12 protein-coding genes, 1 tRNA gene and 2 pseudogenes are annotated in these 17,869 nt (G+C 62.0%); 4 read left to right on the top strand and 11 right to left on the bottom strand.

Going from position 1 to position 17,869, the window contains the following annotated elements; all coding sequences use genetic code 11:
* Positions 1-7: 7 nt before the first annotated feature.
* From K3725_RS02825 to K3725_RS02785, 9 genes are all read right to left on the bottom strand, one after another.
* Positions 8-1,051: an ABC transporter ATP-binding protein gene (locus K3725_RS02825; RefSeq protein ID WP_260017353.1), complete on the bottom strand. Its 1,044-nt coding sequence runs from the start codon at positions 1,049-1,051 to the stop codon at positions 8-10.
* Entirely contained in the window at positions 1,048-2,043 is a 996-nt protein-coding gene (locus K3725_RS02820; protein WP_260017352.1) for an ABC transporter ATP-binding protein, read from the bottom strand. The genes K3725_RS02825 and K3725_RS02820 overlap by 4 nt, the downstream gene beginning before the upstream one ends.
* 4 nt (positions 2,044-2,047) lie before the next feature.
* Positions 2,048-2,998, bottom strand: coding sequence for an ABC transporter permease (locus K3725_RS02815; protein WP_260017351.1), 951 nt, complete (start codon positions 2,996-2,998; stop codon positions 2,048-2,050).
* A complete protein-coding gene (locus K3725_RS02810; protein WP_260017350.1) occupies positions 2,995-3,975 on the bottom strand; it encodes an ABC transporter permease in 981 nt (326 codons plus the stop codon). The genes K3725_RS02815 and K3725_RS02810 overlap by 4 nt, the downstream gene beginning before the upstream one ends.
* A 145-nt stretch (positions 3,976-4,120) precedes the next feature.
* A complete protein-coding gene (locus K3725_RS02805; RefSeq protein WP_260017349.1) occupies positions 4,121-5,683 on the bottom strand; it encodes an ABC transporter substrate-binding protein in 1,563 nt (520 codons plus the stop codon).
* 384 nt (positions 5,684-6,067) lie between these two features.
* On the bottom strand, positions 6,068-8,305 hold the full coding sequence (locus tag K3725_RS02800) for an adenylate/guanylate cyclase domain-containing protein (protein WP_260017348.1): 2,238 nt from the start codon (positions 8,303-8,305) through the stop codon (positions 6,068-6,070).
* A gap of 54 nt (positions 8,306-8,359) precedes the next feature.
* Positions 8,360-9,016, bottom strand: coding sequence for a GntR family transcriptional regulator (locus K3725_RS02795; RefSeq protein ID WP_260017347.1), 657 nt, complete (start codon positions 9,014-9,016; stop codon positions 8,360-8,362).
* Between the two features lie 54 nt (positions 9,017-9,070).
* Positions 9,071-10,933: an adenylate/guanylate cyclase domain-containing protein gene (locus K3725_RS02790; protein ID WP_260017346.1), complete on the bottom strand. Its 1,863-nt coding sequence runs from the start codon at positions 10,931-10,933 to the stop codon at positions 9,071-9,073.
* Positions 10,934-11,016: 83 nt separating this feature from the next.
* Positions 11,017-11,703 (bottom strand): M48 family metallopeptidase, encoded by a 687-nt coding sequence (locus tag K3725_RS02785; RefSeq protein WP_260017345.1) that lies wholly within the window; start codon positions 11,701-11,703, stop codon positions 11,017-11,019.
* 100 nt (positions 11,704-11,803) lie between these two features.
* On the opposite strand from K3725_RS02785, the gene K3725_RS02780 reads away from it, so the two are divergent.
* From K3725_RS02780 to K3725_RS02770, 3 genes are all read left to right on the top strand, one after another.
* Positions 11,804-12,130: a TIGR02300 family protein gene (locus K3725_RS02780; RefSeq protein WP_065265710.1), complete on the top strand. Its 327-nt coding sequence runs from the start codon at positions 11,804-11,806 to the stop codon at positions 12,128-12,130.
* A gap of 184 nt (positions 12,131-12,314) precedes the next feature.
* Positions 12,315-12,390: transfer RNA gene (locus K3725_RS02775), tRNA-Ala, on the top strand.
* A 171-nt stretch (positions 12,391-12,561) separates the two neighbouring features.
* Positions 12,562-12,717, top strand: coding sequence for an ATP-binding protein (locus tag K3725_RS02770; RefSeq protein WP_260017344.1), 156 nt, complete (start codon positions 12,562-12,564; stop codon positions 12,715-12,717).
* Positions 12,718-13,164: 447 nt separating this feature from the next.
* Here K3725_RS02770 and K3725_RS02765 read toward each other — a convergent pair.
* A pseudogene (locus tag K3725_RS02765) lies at positions 13,165-14,453 on the bottom strand (IS110 family transposase).
* 137 nt (positions 14,454-14,590) lie between these two features.
* Here K3725_RS02765 and K3725_RS02760 point away from each other — a divergent pair.
* Positions 14,591-14,881 (top strand): annotated as a pseudogene (locus K3725_RS02760) (transposase); the annotation flags it as partial.
* A gap of 104 nt (positions 14,882-14,985) precedes the next feature.
* Here the strand turns inward: K3725_RS02760 and K3725_RS02755 are convergent.
* Positions 14,986-17,640: a methyl-accepting chemotaxis protein gene (locus K3725_RS02755; RefSeq protein ID WP_260017342.1), complete on the bottom strand. Its 2,655-nt coding sequence runs from the start codon at positions 17,638-17,640 to the stop codon at positions 14,986-14,988.
* Positions 17,641-17,869: the final 229 nt, after the last annotated feature.

Below are 17,869 nucleotides of genomic sequence, written 5' to 3'. Positions count from 1 at the left end.
TCCTGTCTTAACCGGCAGCCACCGCGTCCAGCCTGTCTTCTTCGACGGCATGGCACGCAACCATGCTGCCGTCGGGCTGGTGAATGGCCTTGGGCTTTTCACTTTTGCATCGTGCGTCCGCAAAGGCGCAGCGGCTTTGGAACGGGCAGCCTGTCGGCAGGTTGATCGGCGTCGGAATCTCACCCTTGAGGCGGATGTGGTTCGGCCGGTCGTCCTTCAGCTGCGGCACCGCGGACAGCAAGGCCCGAGTATAGGGGTGTTTGGGGCTGGAGAACAATGTCCGGGTATCGGCAACCTCGCAAACCGACCCAAGGTAAAGGACCGCAACGCGGGTGCCGAAATGTTCCACCACGCTCAGATCGTGAGTGATGAACAGATAGGTGAGGCCGCGGCTTTCCTTGGCTTCCAGCATCAGGTTCAGCACCTGCGCCTGGATCGACACGTCCAGCGCACTGATCGGCTCATCGGCGATGATAAACTCCGGGTCCACCGTCAGGGCGCGGGCAATGGCGATCCGCTGGCGCTGGCCGCCGGAGAATTCGTGCGGATAGCGTTTGGCCCAGCTGGGGTCGACGCCGACCGACAGCATCACCTCGGTCACCTTGTCGCGCACCTCCGCCGCCGAGGCATTCGGGTAATGATGGCGCACCGGTTCCTCCAGCGCCTGCCGGATTGTCATGCGCGGGTTCAGCGAGGCATAGGGGTTCTGGAAGATCATCTGGATCTTCTTGCGCAACGGCTGCATTGCGGCGCGCGACAGGTTGTCGATGCGCTGGCCGCCATAGTGGATCTCACCTGCGGATGGGGTCAGCAGGCCCGCCACCAGCCGCGCTACGGTGGACTTACCGCAGCCCGATTCACCCACCACACACAGCGCCTCGCCCTTGCGGGCCTCCAGCGAGATGTTGTTCACCGCATGGACAGAGCGGCTCTCGCGCACGATCTTGCCTTGCTTGAACTTTAAGGTTTCCAGAAGGCCCTGATCGAGATCGAACCGTTTTTCCAGGTTCTTTATCTCCAAGAGCGGGCGGTCTGTATTCACGTTACTCATGCCCGTGCCTCCTGACGGTCTTCATCGCTGTTCAGGCGCTGCACCTCGTGGCAAGCCACCTCCACGCCGCCGTAATGCACCGCTTCCGGCACCCGGCTGCGGCAGAGGTCGGTGGCGTATTTGCAGCGCGGGTTGAAGGCGCAGCCTGCGGGAATGCTGGCCAGGCCAGGCATGTTGCCCGGGATCTGCTTCAGCCGCTGGCCTGGCAGTGTCTGCTGCGGCAGCGCGTTGATCAGACCCTGGGTATAAGGGTGCTGCGGGTCGTTGATGATCTCGCGGGTGCGCCCGCTCTCGATGATCCGGCCGGCATACATCACCAGCGTGCGCTCGGTCATCTGGCTGACCACGCCCAGGTCGTGGGTGATCAGGATCAGCCCCACTTGGTTGGATTGGCACAGCTCCAGCATCAGCTCCATGATGTCGGCCTGAATGGTCACGTCCAGCGCGGTGGTCGGTTCATCCGCGATGATCAGCTGCGGATCAAGCAGCAGCGCAATTGCAATAATGATCCGCTGCCGCATGCCGCCGGACAATTCGTGCGGATATTGCTCCAACCGTTCCTCCGGCGACGGGATGTAGACCTCACGCAGCTTAACGATGGCGATCTGGCGCGCTTCCTCATGGCTCAGCTTGCGGTGCGCCATCAGGGTTTCGATCATCTGCTGACCAATGGTCAGCACCGGGTTCAGCGTCACCATCGGATCCTGAAAGATCATCGCCATCCGGTTGCCGCGCAGATTGCGCAGGCGCTTGTCGTTCATCTGAACGACGTCCTCGCCTTCGAACAGGATCTTGCCGGTGTCGATATAGCCCGGGCGGCTGAGCAGGTTCATCAGCGAGAACCCGGTGATCGACTTGCCGGCGCCGCTTTCGCCGACGATGCCCAGGCGTTCGCCCTTGGCCAGGTCAAAAGAGATGCCGTTGAGGGCAGTAACCGTCTGGTCGCGCATGGCGAATTTGACGGTGAGGTCGCGAACGGAAAGAAGGCTCATCGCGTTACCCCTTGTAGAGTTTCGGGTTCAGGACGTCGCGCATCCAGTCGCCCAGCAGGTTAATGACAAGAACCAGCACCACCAGCACCACGCCGGGAATGGCGGTGATCCACCAGCTGCCGGAGAAGATGTAGTCGAAGCCAGAGGAGATCAGCGAACCCAGCGACGGCTGGCTCGGCGGCATGCCGAGGCCCAGGAAGCTGAGCGAGGCCTCGGAAATAATCGCATTGGCAACCTGCACGGTGGAGATCACAAAGATCGGCGACAGCGAGTTCGGCAGGATGTGCCGCACCATGATCCGCATCGGGCCAAAGCCCAGGACGCGGGCGCTATCGACATATTCCTTTTTCTTCTCGGCCAGCACGGTGGCACGCACGGTGCGGGCGTATTGCGGCCATTCCGCCACCCCGATCACCGCAATCAGAAAGATCACGGCGTACTGATTGAAGGTGTCAGAACCGAACATCGCCTGCGTGACCGCCAGGAAGATGATCGCCACCATCAGAGTGGAGAACGACAGCTGGATGTCTGCAAGCCGCATCAGGAGGCTGTCGAGACGGCCGCCGACATAGCCCGCGATCAGGCCGATGGAGATGCCCAGGAAGGCCTGCAGCGCCACGGCGCAGATGCCGATCAGCAGCGACAGGCGGGTGCCGTAGAGGATAGTGGACCACAGGTCGCGGCCCTGATCGTCAGTGCCCAGCACAAATTCGGGCAGCGCCCCGTCGACCCAGGCAGGCGGGTATTCCGAATTCATGATGTCGATCTGTGCCGGATCATACGGGTCATAGGGCGCGATCAGCGGCGCGAGGAACGACGCGAGTGCGATCAGAAGGAACACGATCATGCTCACCACCGCCACCGGATTGCGGCGGAAGCTGTAGCCCATGTTGGAGTTCCACACTTTGGACCAGCGCGAGGGTTCGGATTTCGGGTTCAGCGTTTCGGTGCTCATGCGCCCATCCTCGCAATATTCACGGTCGGGTTCACCAGCCCGTAGATCAGGTCGACGATGGTGTTGGTGACCACGAAGATGAAGCCGACAACAATCAGGTAAGCCACGATCAGCGGGGTATCGACGCGGTTCACAGCCTCAAGGAACATGAAGCCCATACCCGGCCACTGGAACACTGTCTCGGTCAGGATGGTGTAGGCGACCATGGTGCCGATCTGCACACCGCCCACGGTGATCACCGGCAACAGCGTGTTCTTCAGCGCGTGCACAAAGTAGATGCGCCACGGGTTGATGCCCTTGGCCTTGGCATATTTGACGTATTCGGACTGCAGCACTTCCATCATTTCTGCCCGGATCAGGCGAACGAACAGCGGCAGCATGATGGAGGCCAGAGCAATCGAGGGCAGGATGATGTGCAGCCAGCCATCGGCAGTGGCAAAGTTGGTCTCCCAATAGCCCCAGACATGCACGGTGTCGCCGCGCCCGTAGGACGGGAGCCAGCCGTATTCCACCGAGAACACGAAGATCATCAGAATGGCAGTCAGGAACACCGGGATCGAGATGCCGACAATCGACAGGCCCATGATGACGCGGCTCAGGATGCTGTCGGGCTTGATCGCGGTATAGACGCCCAGCGGGACCGAGAAGCCGACAATGATCAGGGTCGCCCCGAACACCAGCTCGAGCGTTGCGGGCAGCTTTTTCAGGATCACGTCCAGCGCCGGCTCCTTGAAGAAATATGAGGTGCCCAGATCGCCCTGCAGAGCATTGCCTGCAAAACGCAAGTACTGCGTCACGAAGCTGTCATTCAGCCCCATTTCGTCGCGCAGTTGCTGGCGCACTTCTTCGGAAACCGACTGCCCGACCAGCTCGCGCAGCGGATCGCCCAGGTTGCCCTGGATGGCAAAGGCAATCAGCGAGATGACAAACATCACCGCCACCGCCTGAATCACTCGCTTGGCGAGATAGGCAAACATTGTCCTGACCTTTGTAGAGTTTGGTTACAGCGCAGGCCGCAGTGTCCGATGGAAGCGCGGGTCCTGCAAGCGCAGCCTTGACAGCCGCTTGTTGTTTAAAAGGTCCGGGCCGGCCGGGGGAGACCGGCCCGGAAGTATTCAGTGATCAGCTGCCGGTTTCGACAACCAGGTCACCGAAGTAGGGGAAGTTCAGCGCGTTCACGATGTCCGCAGAGTTCATGCCGGACTTGGAACCCCATGCCAGGTTCTGCCAATGCAGCGGGATAAAGGCCGCTTCATTATACAGGATGCCTTCCAGCTTCTGCAGCATTTCCGCACGTTTGGCAGGATCGGTTTCCGCGTTCGCTGCATTCATCAGCGCGTCGGCTTCCTCGTTGCAGTAGTTGCCCGAGTTGTACTGGCCGTTGCCGTTCTCCGGGTTCGGGCAGGCAGTCAGGAACTGGTGGAAGTTGGCAGAATCCTCAGTGTCCGAATGCCAGCCGATCATCATCATGTCCGCTGCGCGCTCGTCAAAGGTCGGCCAGTACTGCGCCTTGGGCATGGTCTGCAGGTCAACTTTGATGTTGATCTGTGCCAGCATCGAAGCCACCGCCTGAGCGATCTTGTCGTCGTTCACATAGCGGTTGTTCGGCGCCATCATGGTGATCGAGAAGCCGTCGGCATAGCCTGCCTCAGCCATCAGCGCCTTGGCTTTTTCCAGGTCGAAGCGCGGGGCCAAGCCTTCGTTGTAGCCCAGGTAGCCGGCCGGGCTGGCCTGTGCGCCAACGGTGCCGAAGCCGCGCATGATGCGGTCAACGATGCCTGCGTTGTTGACTGCATAGTCGATCGCCTGGCGGACACGTGCGTCCTTGAAGGCTTCGACCCGGTTCTGGTTCATCTGGAAAGTGATGATACGGGTGCCGGGCATGGTGATCAGGTCAACGCCCTCGGCCTCTTCGACACGCTTCAGGTCGGTCGGGGGAACTGGCGCGATGAAGTCCACGTCGCCGGACAGAAGGGCCGCCACGCGGGTCGGGTCTTCCTTGATCGGGGTCAGAACGATCTTGTCGACGTTGCCATTGCTGGCGGTATCCCAGTAGCCGTCAAAGCGGTCGAACACGACGCGCACGCCCTGCTCGCGCTCGGTGACGATGAAGGGTCCGGTGCCGGAAACGTTGCGCGAAGCAAAGCTGTCGCCATGCTTGACGATCTCCGACTTGTCTTTGCCGTCATCTGTGGTGCCGGTGTAGAACGCGCTGTCCATCGGGAAGATGTAGGTCGCGGTGTGCAGGACCAGCGGATAAGGCTCCGAGGTCTTGAGGTCGAAGGTCATGTCGTCGATGACTTCGACATCGGTGAACTGCGCGAAGATCGCCTTGAAATCGTCGCTTTCCTTCAAGCGGTCAAAGGTCCAGTCGACGTCATTGGCCGTCAGCGCGTTGCCGCTGTGGAAGGTCACGCCGCTGCGCAGCTTGAAGCGCATGGTGGTCGCGTCGATCTGTTCCCAGCTTTCGGCAAGGCGCGGTTCGAACTGCAGGTCCTTGGTCCAGCGCACCAGCGGATCAAAGACCATGTGCGACAGCTGCAGCGTGCCGCCGGACAGCTGTTCATGCGGATCCAGCGAGACCGGGTCGGCGTCGTAGGCAACCCGCACGGTGGTTTCGGCATAGGCAACCGGTGCCATCGCCACCACCGCAGCAGCCGCCAGGCTTCTGACAAATTTCGTCATTAGGCATACTCCCCTGTGATTATGCCGCAAACGCTATCCTGCGCTGCACAAACTGTGAAATGCCGATATCGCATAGGGTATGCAGGATGCACATCGGTGCTATGCACCCTTGGAATACCCCTTTTAGATTAAGCTCTTAACCGAGCCTGGCTTCATGCAGCAGCCGAGAGTGCCTGCGCTTTCCTGCACCAGCGAGAGCAGTGCAATCGGCCACCTGCCGCTATGCACACTTGTCTTCCAAGGGGCTTCTTCGGTGCCATTCCGAAGCGAAAATTGACAAATGCCTCCCTGTGAAATGGAGGATTCGCGCCTGTGTTCCGGCAAAACACATGAACCAGCAACGGTCACAAACGGTGAAGGTTCAGGCGGCGAAAAAACCCTCTGTCAGAGATCCTTTGCAGCCAAGCTGCTGCGGATCCGCTCCGCGGCAAGGGCCGCGCGTTTGCCGGCGAGGCCCATCCCCGCCAGTGCATCCAGCGCCGCAAGCGCTGGTGCCGCGGCAGTGCCGATGTTTCCCAGGGTGTTGGCGGCCTCTTTGCGAACAAAGGCGGAAGGACTTTGCAAAAGCATGGTCAGCTCAGGCACCGCTGGAGCGGCTGCAGGTCCGAACAGGCTCAGCGACCGGGCTGCCTGCCGCTGGCTGCTGGCATCCGCCAGCGACAGTTCCGCCCTGAGGCTGGCCACTGTTGTGCCAGGCGGCAGCGCCGCCAGCCGCAGCCCGTCCTTCAGCCGCCGGTTCAGGTGCCGACTGGCGCCTGTCCAGCGGAGAATAAAGAAATAGTCCTGCACCGCGGCCGGCAGTGAGGCGGAGCTGTTGCTGCCGTGCCAGCGCTCAACCATGGCACGCGCAGCCCGCAGTTCCCCCTGCATCGCCAGCGCCGAGGCCGCAACAGGCATCAGTTCCCGCGCTTGGGGATTGCGGTCCACCTCAGCCTGCAACACTGCGGCTGCCTGTGCGTAGTCCCCCATCGCAAACAAGGCCGCCGCCTCGAACAGCGCATAGTAACTCGGATGCCTGGGATCGAGCCGCATGGCAGCACGGACAAAAGCCAGACCTTCCTGCGGCTCGCCTGCGGCGATCAGTGCCCAGCCCATTGTCAAATGCGCCTCTGGGTCGCTGGGCTGCAGAGCAATTGCCTTTGCCGCTTCCTGCCGCGCCTCGCTGGTGCCGCGGCTGCCGCCGTAAACCCCCTCCCAGTCCGGCAGGTTCAGCAGCACCATCGCCCGAATCACATGCGTAAGCGGCGTGCCGTGCCTGACAGCTTCGCGCAGGTATTTGTAGAACTCGCCGATATGCGTCTGGCCGGTGGCCGGACTGTAGCCCTCCCAATGGTGCAATATATGCGGGCGCAGATGCGCCATCGCCAGAAGGGCCCAGGCCCGGCCATAGTCCGGATCCAGCGACACCGCCTGTTTGAAATGCGGGATTGCAGCCAGATTATCCGCCTCATTGAACCGCGCAAAAAGCGCCCAGCCCTGCTGAAACGCCTCGCGCGCCGCTATGGTCGCGGTATCCACTTGTTCGATCCCAGTGCGCTCTTCGTCATCCAGCGGCAGATCCAGCGCCTTGGCGATATCCAGCGCAATGCGGTTCTGAACCGAGAAGATGTTCTCCAGCGGTCCATCGAAACGTTCCGCCCAGACCAGCTGGCCGCTGGATGTGTCGGTCAGCCGGATATTGGCCCGGAAGGCAGCCCCGGTGCGGCGCAGGCTGCCGTCGACCACATAGCGCACGCCCAGTTCCTCAGCGAATTGCGCGGTGCTGATCTGCCGCTCCTGGTAAGCAAAAGAGCTGTTGCCGGAGATCACGAACAGGCCGGAGATCCGCGACAGGTCGGTGATCAGATCCTCGGAAAATCCGTCTGCTAGCATCGCGTTGCCGGTTTCGCCAGTGGCATCGGCCAGCGGCAGCACCGCGACAGAAGGAAGATCCGGCAGCGGAAAGGCCATGCGCGCCACGACAGCCTGATCCGGATTCGGCTGGCTGGGGGCCATCCACAAGAGCGTGCCCGCCGCTGCCGCGGCCAAAATGCCCGCCCCCACGGCCAGCCGGGCGCGCGGAGCCTTGGCGCGCGCTGTCTTCTGTGGCGTCTGTCCGCTTGCCCGAACCCGGTAGGCCTCCACCGGTTCCGGGATATTCTTGACCCTTTGCGGGCCCATTGGAATGAAGTCCGCGGCTATGCTCTTGCGGGCGTAGCCGGCGACGGCCTCCGAGGCAGTGATGCCGCCCGGCTCTGCCAGCGCCTCCAGCCGGGCGGCCACGTTGACGCCATCACCCAGAATGTCTGCGCCGTTGGAGATCACATCTCCCACATTAAGGCCGATGCGCAGCAGGATGGCATCATCCTCAGGAACCCCCGCATTTCTTTCCCGCAGCCGGTCCTGAATGCTGAGGGCCGCGCGCAGCGCATCAACGGCGCTGCGGAATTCGATCAGGAAACTGTCGCCTGCAGTATTGGCGATGCGGCCGCCATACTGTTCTGTAAGCGGCTCTATCACCTCGCTGCGGATGGCGCGCAGTGCGGCTACCGTGCCCTCTTCGTCCGCGGCGGTCAGCCGGGAATAGCCCGCCACATCAGCGGCCAGGATCGCAGCCAGGCGGCGATTTGAAGGGCTTTTCATAGAGTTGGAGTGTACCAGTTCGGCCAGCGCCTGGGAACCGGTTTCGCAACCGCCCTAGCCTGCCAGCAGCCGTAGGCCCTGGGTCACGTCCGAGCGCACTGCCAGCCGCAGGCCGGGCTCGTCGCCCGCCTTCAGTGCGGCGATGATCAGGCGGTGGTTCTGCGGCGGATCGGTGCGGCGCAGCCGCCCGTAAAGCGCCCGCATGGTAGGACCGAGCTGCAGCCAGACAGTTTCCGCCATGGCCAGCATGGCCGGCGCCTGGGCACGCAGATAGAGGGTGCGGTGGAATTCCAGGTTGGTGCGGATATAGCCAACGGCATCGCGTTTGGAGACCATCTCTGCCACGTTGGAATTTATTGTCTGCAGCCGGTCGATCAGCGCCATGTGCGCGCGCGGCAGAGCACGGCTGGCCAGCTCCACCTCCAGGAGCGCACGCAATGCGGCCAGCTCCTCAATCCGCTCGTTTGTCAGCTCCGGCGTCGTCACCCGGCCCGACGAAGACAGAAACAGCGCACCTTCGGCGGCCAGCCTCCGCACTGCCTCGCGCGCTGGAGTCATCGAGACCCCGAACTCGCCGCCGATCCCGCGCAGGGTCAAGGCAACTCCCGGGGTTATCTCACCGTGCATAATGCGCGTCCGGAGTGTCCGGTAGACGCGATCATGAGCCGGGGCGGAAGCGGGTTCCTGGGCGGGGCGGGCAGTCTGGTTCATCCGGCCATGTGATCACAAAATCTGGCGCGGTCAACCGGGCAATTGCGCGCAACTTCAGGGGCGGCCCGTCAGCCCCGCCAGGCTGAGACCGGTGCGCAGAGCCCGCTGAGGTGCCGCGGCGGAATAGGGAAAGGCCGCCGCAGCCTGATCCACCGTCAGCGGTGCGCCCTTGAGACGGCCGCAGGCAGCAGCGGCCTCTTCAAAATTGCCAAGCGCAGCCAGGCTGGCGCACTGCAGTACCAAGGCCAGCTGCGCCGCCGGTTCAATCCTCAGCGCCTCCGCCGCCGCGGCCGCGGCTTCGGTTTCCCGGCCGGCGGCGAGATGGAGAGCGGCTTCGACGGTCAGAACCATCGGCTGAGGCAGCGGTTCGAGGCGGCGGACATTGTCCAGCACTTTCCGGGCGCTGCTGTCCTGCCCGACGAGATGCAAAAGCCACGCCCGCAAAAGCTGTCCCGGCGCATCGTTCGGAAAACCCTCCGCCAGGATCCCGGCTGTTTGCAGCGCTTCGCCGTTACGGCCAGAAAACTGTGCTGCCAGCGCCCTCAGCTGCAGCACCGTAGCCTCCGGCGGCAGCCCCTGAACCAGCTTTGCGGCCTCTGACGCGCGCTCCGGCAGACCCGCTGCCTGGCCAGTGAGCATGTCCAAATGCCAATGCGCCGCCAACGCCTGCGCTTCCGGCCAGTCCGGTTCCATCTGCTGCGCCCGTTGCAGCGCCTGCCGCGCGCCGTTGCGGTCCCCCTGCTGCATCAAGCTGCGGGCGGTGAACAATTGCAGCATAGCGCCATCAGCAATATCAGCGCGGCCGCTGTGCGGCAGGGGCTTGCCGAAGTAGCCGATGATGCTGGCCGCAATTTCCGGCGCAAGGGCGGCCACAGAGCTTTGCGGCTGAGGCGGCAGAATACTGAGCGGTTCCGCCCCTGCCTTACCACCACCGCTGCTGCTTTTTGCCTGAAGAATTTTCAGACCGGCTCCCTCCTGCAAGGTTCCGGGAAAATGACCTGCCACGACGAAATCGGCGCCCAGAAGCTGCGCCGCCTCCCCCGGCAGCAAACCTTCAGCGGCCCGGGCGCTGGAGGGCGCAATGATGCGGACGGCGCTGGCGGCGGCAAGGCTGCGGATCACGTCCTGCGCCAGCATCCGCGCTGTTTCCGGCTGAAGCGCGTCCGACGTGAATGGAAGGACAGCGATCACAGGACTGCCTTCAAAAGCGGACGCCGCAGGAGACCCGGGCACAGGTGCCGCGGCAGTGTTCAGACGGTCGGCCGAGTGCCAGCCCCAGAGGCCGGCCACGGCGGTGACGGCACCGATACAGCCGGCCGCAAGCAATACCGCGGGCCGGACTCCCCTGCGCGCTACAATGCCCCGCGGTTCCGGTGGCGGCGCGCTGCGGCGCAAGGACGGCAGCGACGTAAGCTCCTCTCCCAGGAAATAAACCTGCACCGGATCGGGGATGTTCTTTACCTCATGCCGGCCGAAATCTTCGAAGTCATAGGGGATGCGGTTGCGGACCTGGTCATAAGCAGAAGCTGAAAGCGCTACTCCGCCCGGCTGGGCCAGGCTTTCCAGCCGCGCGGCGATGTTCACCTCGTCGCCGAAAACGTCGCCCTGCGCAATCAGCACTTCACCCAGATTGATGCCGATGCGCAGCTGAAGGCGGCGGGTGCGGGCCGCATCCGCCTGGATTTGCGCTGCAGCCTCCACTGCTGAGATAACGCTGGGAAACAGTGCCAGGACCCCGTCGCCCATTAGCTTGATAATTCGGCCGCCGTGGCGGCGGATCGCAGGCGCGATCAAAGTCTGCTGCTGGGCCAACACCTGGTTCAGGGTTCCGGCCTCATCCTCGGCCATCATCCGGCTGAAGCCGGAGACATCCAGCATGAAGATGGCGGCAAGGCGTCTGTGCGGCTTGTCTGACACGGGTACGGGCCTCTGGACCGGGAACTGGCAACTGCAACTGACGCCAGCTTAGCCCGCACGCCCGTCGGCTCAAAGTCCTGATTTCATTCGCCGAAACGGTAGCGGTGCAGGCGCGCCCCGTTTTCGCGCAGCCAGGTTCGCTGGTCCTGCCAGCGGCCATGAATACGCTCAACCGTGTCCCAGAAAGCCTGCGAGTGGTTCATCTCCTGCAGATGCGCCACCTCGTGGGCAGCGACATAGCGCAGCACAGCGGGCGGCGCCAGGATCAGCCGCCAGGAATACATCAGCCCGCCGTCCGCAGTGCAGGAGCCCCAGCGGGAGCGGGTGTCGCGCAGGGTGAGGCGGCTGTATTTTTTGCCCAGCCGGGCCGCATAAAAATCCGATGCTTCGGCCAGCCGGTTGCGCGCAAGTTCCTTCAGATAGCGCTGCAAGGGCTGCCCGGGATTGGGGCCCGGCACCGCAACACAGCCTGCCTCCAGGCGGATCCGCCGCCCTGGCGCAGGCTCAATCACCCGGTCCTGGCCGTCAATGGGCAGCACCGCGCCAAAGACTGCATCCACGGCATCGGGGTGCTTCTCCAGATTGGCGCGGATCCAGTCAGCCTTTTCCTCGGCAAAGGCCAGGGCGGTGCGTTCCGGCAGCCCCTTGGGCAGTGTCAGCGTCACCCGCCCGTCCAGCGAAGAGATCCGCAGGCTGATCCGCCGCGCCCGCGCTGAGCGGCGCAGGGTCAGCGGCACGGGCGGGGTCCCAGACAAATGATATTCGGCCATGCACGCGCCCTTTCCAGGCTTTGGCTTTGACAGTGCCCCCCTCATATGGCAAGGCACCGGAATCGTCGATACGACTCACCAGTAAATCAAGGGGATCCACATGCCCAAGGAAGAATGGGGTGTAAAGCGCGTCTGCCCCACCACTGGCAAGCGCTTTTATGACCTGAACAAGGACCCGATCGTCAGCCCCTACACGGGCGAGGTCGTCGAGCTGGATACCGGCAAGACCCGGATGATCGAAGCCGATGCCGAAGACGCGGCCACCCTGAAGGCCAAAGAGAACATGGATGCGGATGACGTGGTCCTGGACGATGACGACGACGTCGATGTCGATCTGGGCGATGATGTCCTGGACGATGACGATGATGATGACAACGTCTCTCTGGACGACATCGCAGACATGTCCTCGCCTGACGACGATTCGTAAGGCGTTTCAAGCGGTTCGGGGGTGTTTTGAGCGGCTCCCGGACCGGCCGTCCTGAAGGCCGGCAAAAAATTTTGGACCCGGCGCATTTTCCGCTTGCAGCCCGCGCCGCCGTCCCGTAAACGACGCTCACACCGCAAGACGGACCGCACTGGAAACGGAACGGACACTGAAAGCGGACAGGTTTGGGGCCTTAGCTCAGCTGGGAGAGCGCCTGCATGGCATGCAGGAGGTCAGCGGTTCGATCCCGCTAGGCTCCACCAAATCTTCAATGAAAAGCACCAGATAGTTCTGCCTTTCTCGTCAGAGGATTTGCCTCTGCCGCGCAGACCGGTGCTGTTCTCCCTACGAAAATCCATGCTGCTTTGATCCGCGCCTTTTCGGCGTGCTGATCGCTTCGCAGCCCTCCCCTCTGTCAAAACCGAGGATGGCCCATGAGCGACCATTTCTTCGTCGTGACGGGCGGCCACGGTGCGGGCAAGACCAGCCTCATCACCGAGCTTGTACTGCGAAGAGGGTCTGTCGATCCGGACCCGCAGCCCGAAGCGGCGCCGGGCCTGCCGGTATCGATCCGGCCGATCCGAGGCTGACGGCATGAATGAGATCTGGGCAATCCCTGCCCGGCAGGCGATGCCGTGCATCGCCGGGAGGGGACTTCATGTCGGACCGGCCGTTCGACGAAAAACCGCTTCGTATTGCGACCATTGCCGACTGCTTTACGAGAGAGGCTCTCGCGACTGCTGCGAGGACGAACTTCCGAGCCTGCCAGGTCAGTGATGAATTGGATCGGTTAGCCCGGATCCGAGGCAAGCCACGAAGCATTCGAGCCGACAACGTCCTATGTCGGGAATTTCCGGCTGCTTAGGTCAGCAGGTCATGGAGCATCCGGAGCCCCGGACGCCCTGACAGGTTTGCCCAGACGGGCTCTGCCGTCAAGAAATGATCTCTTCCATAGCAAACACAGGGTACGCGCTCCGGCGGCCCTCACCGTCCTTAATACGAGATCCCAAATCCCAAGCAGAAAGCCCGAACATTATCTACGAGGTCAGCGAACTGCCTCCACGGCCATTACAGAGAGAGGTCCTTCCGCCTGGGCTCACCCCTCGAAGAAGGGGCGATAAGGTTCACCGTGTTTGACCACGGCGTGAACGGTGCGCGCCATCTTGGCAGCAATCGCGGTATAGGCCTTGCGGCGCAGGTGAGCATTGTGCCGGTCCTTCGAAATGTAACGCTCGAACTTGTCGCGGAAGCTGTTTGTCTTCTTCAACGCGGCCGTCTGGCCCGCCATCCAGAGCGTGCGCCGGAGCCGGGCATTGCCATATTTGGAGATCTTGCTTTGTCCGCGGAACATCCCGGATTGCACGGTGGCGAGATCCATGCCGCAGAACTTAAGGAACTGGCGGTGATGCCGGAAGCGGCGCAGATCACCCGCCTCAGCCAGGATGGTCATTGCGTTGATCGGTCCGATGCCGGGGATGGTCGTCAGCAGCTGATAGTCAGGCAGGCCGGACAGGAGTTCGACGGATCTGGCCTCAATCTCATTGCGCTGTCGGATCAGGCTGCGGCCTTCGGCGAGAACGAGGCGGAACATACGCACGGCGTCGGAATCCGGGCCGACAGGAAGCCCGACTGAACCCGCAGCAGTCGTGTAAATGTCTGAAAGCAGGCGTTCTTTGGCAACCTTGCGGCCGACGACTTGCCAGGCATCGGCGATGAATGCCTGCCGGCTCATGGCCGAGATCATGTGAGGGGAGGGGTACTTCTCGAGAAACGCCAGGAACCAATCCGTCCGGGAGCTTCTGTGAAACCGCTCGGCTTCGGGAAAATACAGAGGCAGGTAATGGGTCAGGATGCGATGCCAGAGTTCGGTCTTCGACCGCGAAACGATCTCATGGGTCTTTGACAGTTCCTGAATGTCAGCGGTTCCGGTGGCCAGCGGATCATGGAAGAACTGCACGGCCCCGATCTCCAGCATGTGAAGGATGACCTGGGCGTCCTTCGGATCGTTCTTGTCCCAGCTGTTATGCAGGGCCTCGCGTGTCCGGGCCAAACCCACGGAGGACACGAGCTTCAGTTCGAACCCCGCTTGGCCGAGATAATGCGCCAGTGCCCGGTGATAGTTGCCGGTTGCTTCGAACCCAATACGAACCGGCAGGCCGTAACCGGAAAGAGCCGCCACCAAACGTTGAAAATCGCCCAGGGTGTTGGTGATGGTCATGCGGCGGCGGCGTTTCTTGCCGGGAACGCCAATCAGCACTTCATGGCGGTGTTTGGAAATGTCGATGGCGACCAATAAGGTCGAGACAATAAAATCAAAAGCGGTCATAGCCGGTCTCCTCAGCGGTGTGGTCTACGCAAAACCACTGTTGAGACCTGAGACCCGGTTATGGCCACCCGCTGCGCGGTTTGAGGGCTGCGCGCGTGGCCATAACCTCTCAGCGGCCAATCTTCCCGACGTGCTATGGGCCTGAGTTCGCCGGCCGGTTACTTGACCAGCGGGCCTACCTGAACAAGGTCGAGTTGGACTTCTCGAGGCCCGGAAAACCGAAAGATAACGCATACATCGAAGCGTTCAACAGCCGCCTTAGACAGGAATGCTTGAACGCCTCATGGTTCCTGTCGATAGACGACGCCCGAAAGCGGATCAGCGAATGGAGAGCCGATTACAATGAAGCCAGGCCGCATTCCTCGCTGGGGAACTTGACGCCGAGCGAATTTGCGGCCCAACTGAACGAAACCCGAAAGGTCGCATGAAGCCCGGGCCAAAAATGGGGTGAGCTCCAGACCCACGATGCACTAACAATTAAACCGGACCACCCGATGGGGGCACGCCACTGGCGGCTGGCCTTGTGTTCGGGTCAGGCCTGCAACCGCCAATCGTCTTCTTCGGGCCGCACTGCGTCATCCCATGCCCGCTCAGACGCGGCAGCATTTGTGCGGAATGCACCCAGCGCGCCCGCCATGGCCTGAGCCTCCTTGGACAGCCCGTGGCTGGAGGAAGTCACCTCCTCGAACAGGCCCGCATTGCGGGTGGTGGCGTCGTCCAGATTCGCCATGGCCGAGTTGATTTCCTGCAGGCTGCCGGATTGCTCAGAGGATGCCTGGGAAATGGTCTTCATCAGGTCGGCGGCACTGGCGACGGATTCGGAGATTTCACCAATGGCTGCCCGAGTCTGCTCGACAAGGTCGGCCCCCAGTTCAACATTCTGACCTGCCTCGTCTACAAGTGCGGCTATCTCGGTTGCTGCTTCCTTGGAACGATGCGCCAAGGTGCGAACTTCGGACGCCACCACCGCAAAGCCCTTACCAACGGTTCCCGCCCGGGCGGCTTCAACCCCGGCATTCAATGCCAAAAGGTTGGTTTGCTGTGCGATTGCCTCAATCATGCCGATGATACGCGAGATTTTCTCGGAGCTTTCCTTGATCGCTTCCATGGCGCCATATGTGCGCTTCACGACATCGATGCTATCGGTTGCGTTGCGGCGTGCAGCTTCGACCGAGGCAGAAGCTTCACCTGACGCCTGAGCAGTGCCGGTAATCGAAACCGAAAGCTGGTTCACCGCAGCTGCGGTGCCTGCCAGGGTCTGTGCCGTGCGCTCAGAACGCTCAGACAGATCACGAGAGGCAGCAGAGATTTCACTGCTGACGCCGGCAATGGACTGACCATTGGCACTGAGACCGCGCACAGAGATTTCGAGTTTTTCAAGCGCAGCATTGAAATCGTCGCGCAGCTTGGCATACCCCTCCCCCATCTCCTCCCGGATCCGGAAGGTCAAATCGCCCTGCGACAGCCGTTCGAGCCCATCACCGATGGCAGTCACCGCGGCGGTCTGCTCTGCCAGCCGGGCATTGCGCTCCTCATTTGCGGCGGCTTCAACCTCAGCCTTCTCCACCAGACCATCGCGGAACACTGCAAGGGCCGTCGCAATTCGGCGGATTTCATCACTGGAGCGCTCGTAACCCTTTACCGGGCGCAGATTGCCCGCGGCCAGACGTTCGGTTGTGCCGCTGATGTCGGCCAGCGGGCGCAGAATCAGGAGCCTGGTGAGGAGCAGGGCCACCACAAACACACCAGCTGAAACCGCTGCCAGAATTTGAAGCTGCCGCTGCGCCCCTTTCACATCGGCCGCCAGCCCAGTTGCAATTGAGGCGATTTCCAACTGGCTTCCGTTGCCAAGTGCTGTTGCACGGCGGGCAAATTGCAGAACCGCCTCCACCGTGGCTTCAGACGCTCTGGCAGCTTCGGTTGCCGCCTCAAGCGAAGCGACCTTGAATGCCGGCAGACCCTGAACGGGATCGGCCAGCGCGACCATCCCCTCCAGCTCTTTCGCAAAAACCCCTTCGCCAAACCCGGTGTAACCCTGCAGGGCGGTTGCCGCGTCCTGCAAAGGTGCTGCTGCAGCATTGGCAGCCTCGATACTCTGCGCCGCCGCCATATCCAGCGCAGCGACCTGGAAAGCACTGGTCCAGCCATTGATTTCAAGGAGCCGCAAGAGCACATCAACCTGATTGTCCAGCAGGCCCTGAATGGCGGTCCTGTTGTCGGCACTGGCCTGCGTGGCAGCCACCGACAAAGTGAACACCATACGCTCCATCGCTTGTGTCAGCGGGCGGACACTGGCGTTGCGGGCGCTCAGCACCTGCTTGCGGCTTTCTTTCAGCTCTTTGCGGCTGGCCGTAAGGGTATATCGGAACAGTTCAACGCCCTCGCTCACCTTCTTGGCGCGGAATGCGTCCAGTCCCAGTTCCTCAAGTCGGCCAAGCACCGGCTCCAGACGTTTCAGAGCGTCCGTGGCCATTTTCTTGAGCGCGCGCTTGGTCGGCACATCGCGCACATGCCCCAAGGCCAGCGCCGCACCGGACAGAATACTGATATCGGCGCGCGCTTCCAGCAGCGTCTGCAGGCTGCCAAACTGCTGATCCACCAGGTTATTCAGAACCTCGTCCACTTGTATGATAGTCTCTTCACCGCCGTCCATCAGGCTGTCACGCGCCTCTGCCGCCACCTGCACGAGCCTTTCCTGAACAGCCTGGCTGAGGGTTTGCAAGTCGGCGGTCTGAGTGTCGATCCACGCCTGGTTCCGGAAGGCTGCCTGGCGGGAGGCTATCAGATTGCTCAACCGGTCCGATGCTTCAGCCGCTTCAGGGGCAAATTGCGCCCGCTCCGCGGACGGAAGCTCCGAGACACTTCCTTCAAGCGCGGACACCGCCGCAGCCGCGGCCTCCTCCGCCTTGGACAGCTCCTCAACCGAACCCGCCTGCAGCACGCCAATCATTGCGTTCTTGGTCTGGCTCGCGGCATCAACCATATGGCTGCTAAGTTCCAGTTGCGGCACCTTCTCGCCTGTCAGAACCTCCATCTGGCGGCCTGTCTGGGCAAAAACCAATGTGACAAGGATGCCTCCGGCCGCAGCAGTCCCGCCCATCGCCATCAGGATTAGCGTGATCTTGGCACCAATGCTTGAAAACGGCCGAAATCCGCGTTTCGCCAAGAGGTCTTTCTTAGAACTCATCCTATCACCCAAGTCTTCTGCCCGTATTCCGCGCCCCGGGCATTTTTGCGGCAAGGCCCCCCTTGGCAGGCAGGAGAGCCGCGTCTCCCTTACAGAAGCGCCGCAAGACGTAAAAAAAGGATGAGAGTGCTGCAGAAACTGCCTCAGATTTTAGTGATCTCCTTGCCCGTAAAAGAAGCCCCCACGCGATGCATGGGGGCGAAGTGGCATCCAGTTCCAGAGAACATTG

Origin of the sequence: Leisingera sp. S132 (assembly GCF_025144465.1) — a bacterium.
Taxonomy (GTDB): domain Bacteria; phylum Pseudomonadota; class Alphaproteobacteria; order Rhodobacterales; family Rhodobacteraceae; genus Leisingera.
Note: the sequence above shows the minus strand (reverse complement) of the source record. Positions and strands in the feature narration are given on the sequence as shown.

Bases quoted from the DNA above. Each gene is read 5' to 3' on its own strand.
- K3725_RS02825 (WP_260017353.1), bottom strand. From the start codon at position 1,051: ATGAGTAACGTGAATACAGACCGCCCGCTCTTGGAGATAAAGAACCTG.
- K3725_RS02820 (WP_260017352.1), bottom strand. From the start codon at position 2,043: ATGAGCCTTCTTTCCGTTCGCGACCTCACCGTCAAATTCGCCATGCGC.
- K3725_RS02815 (WP_260017351.1), bottom strand. From the start codon at position 2,998: ATGAGCACCGAAACGCTGAACCCGAAATCCGAACCCTCGCGCTGGTCC.
- K3725_RS02810 (WP_260017350.1), bottom strand. From the start codon at position 3,975: ATGTTTGCCTATCTCGCCAAGCGAGTGATTCAGGCGGTGGCGGTGATG.
- K3725_RS02805 (WP_260017349.1), bottom strand. From the start codon at position 5,683: ATGACGAAATTTGTCAGAAGCCTGGCGGCTGCTGCGGTGGTGGCGATG.
- K3725_RS02800 (WP_260017348.1), bottom strand. From the start codon at position 8,305: ATGAAAAGCCCTTCAAATCGCCGCCTGGCTGCGATCCTGGCCGCTGAT.
- K3725_RS02795 (WP_260017347.1), bottom strand. From the start codon at position 9,016: ATGAACCAGACTGCCCGCCCCGCCCAGGAACCCGCTTCCGCCCCGGCT.
- K3725_RS02785 (WP_260017345.1), bottom strand. From the start codon at position 11,703: ATGGCCGAATATCATTTGTCTGGGACCCCGCCCGTGCCGCTGACCCTG.
- K3725_RS02780 (WP_065265710.1), top strand. From the start codon at position 11,804: ATGCCCAAGGAAGAATGGGGTGTAAAGCGCGTCTGCCCCACCACTGGC.
- K3725_RS02770 (WP_260017344.1), top strand. From the start codon at position 12,562: ATGAGCGACCATTTCTTCGTCGTGACGGGCGGCCACGGTGCGGGCAAG.
- K3725_RS02755 (WP_260017342.1), bottom strand. From the start codon at position 17,640: ATGAGTTCTAAGAAAGACCTCTTGGCGAAACGCGGATTTCGGCCGTTT.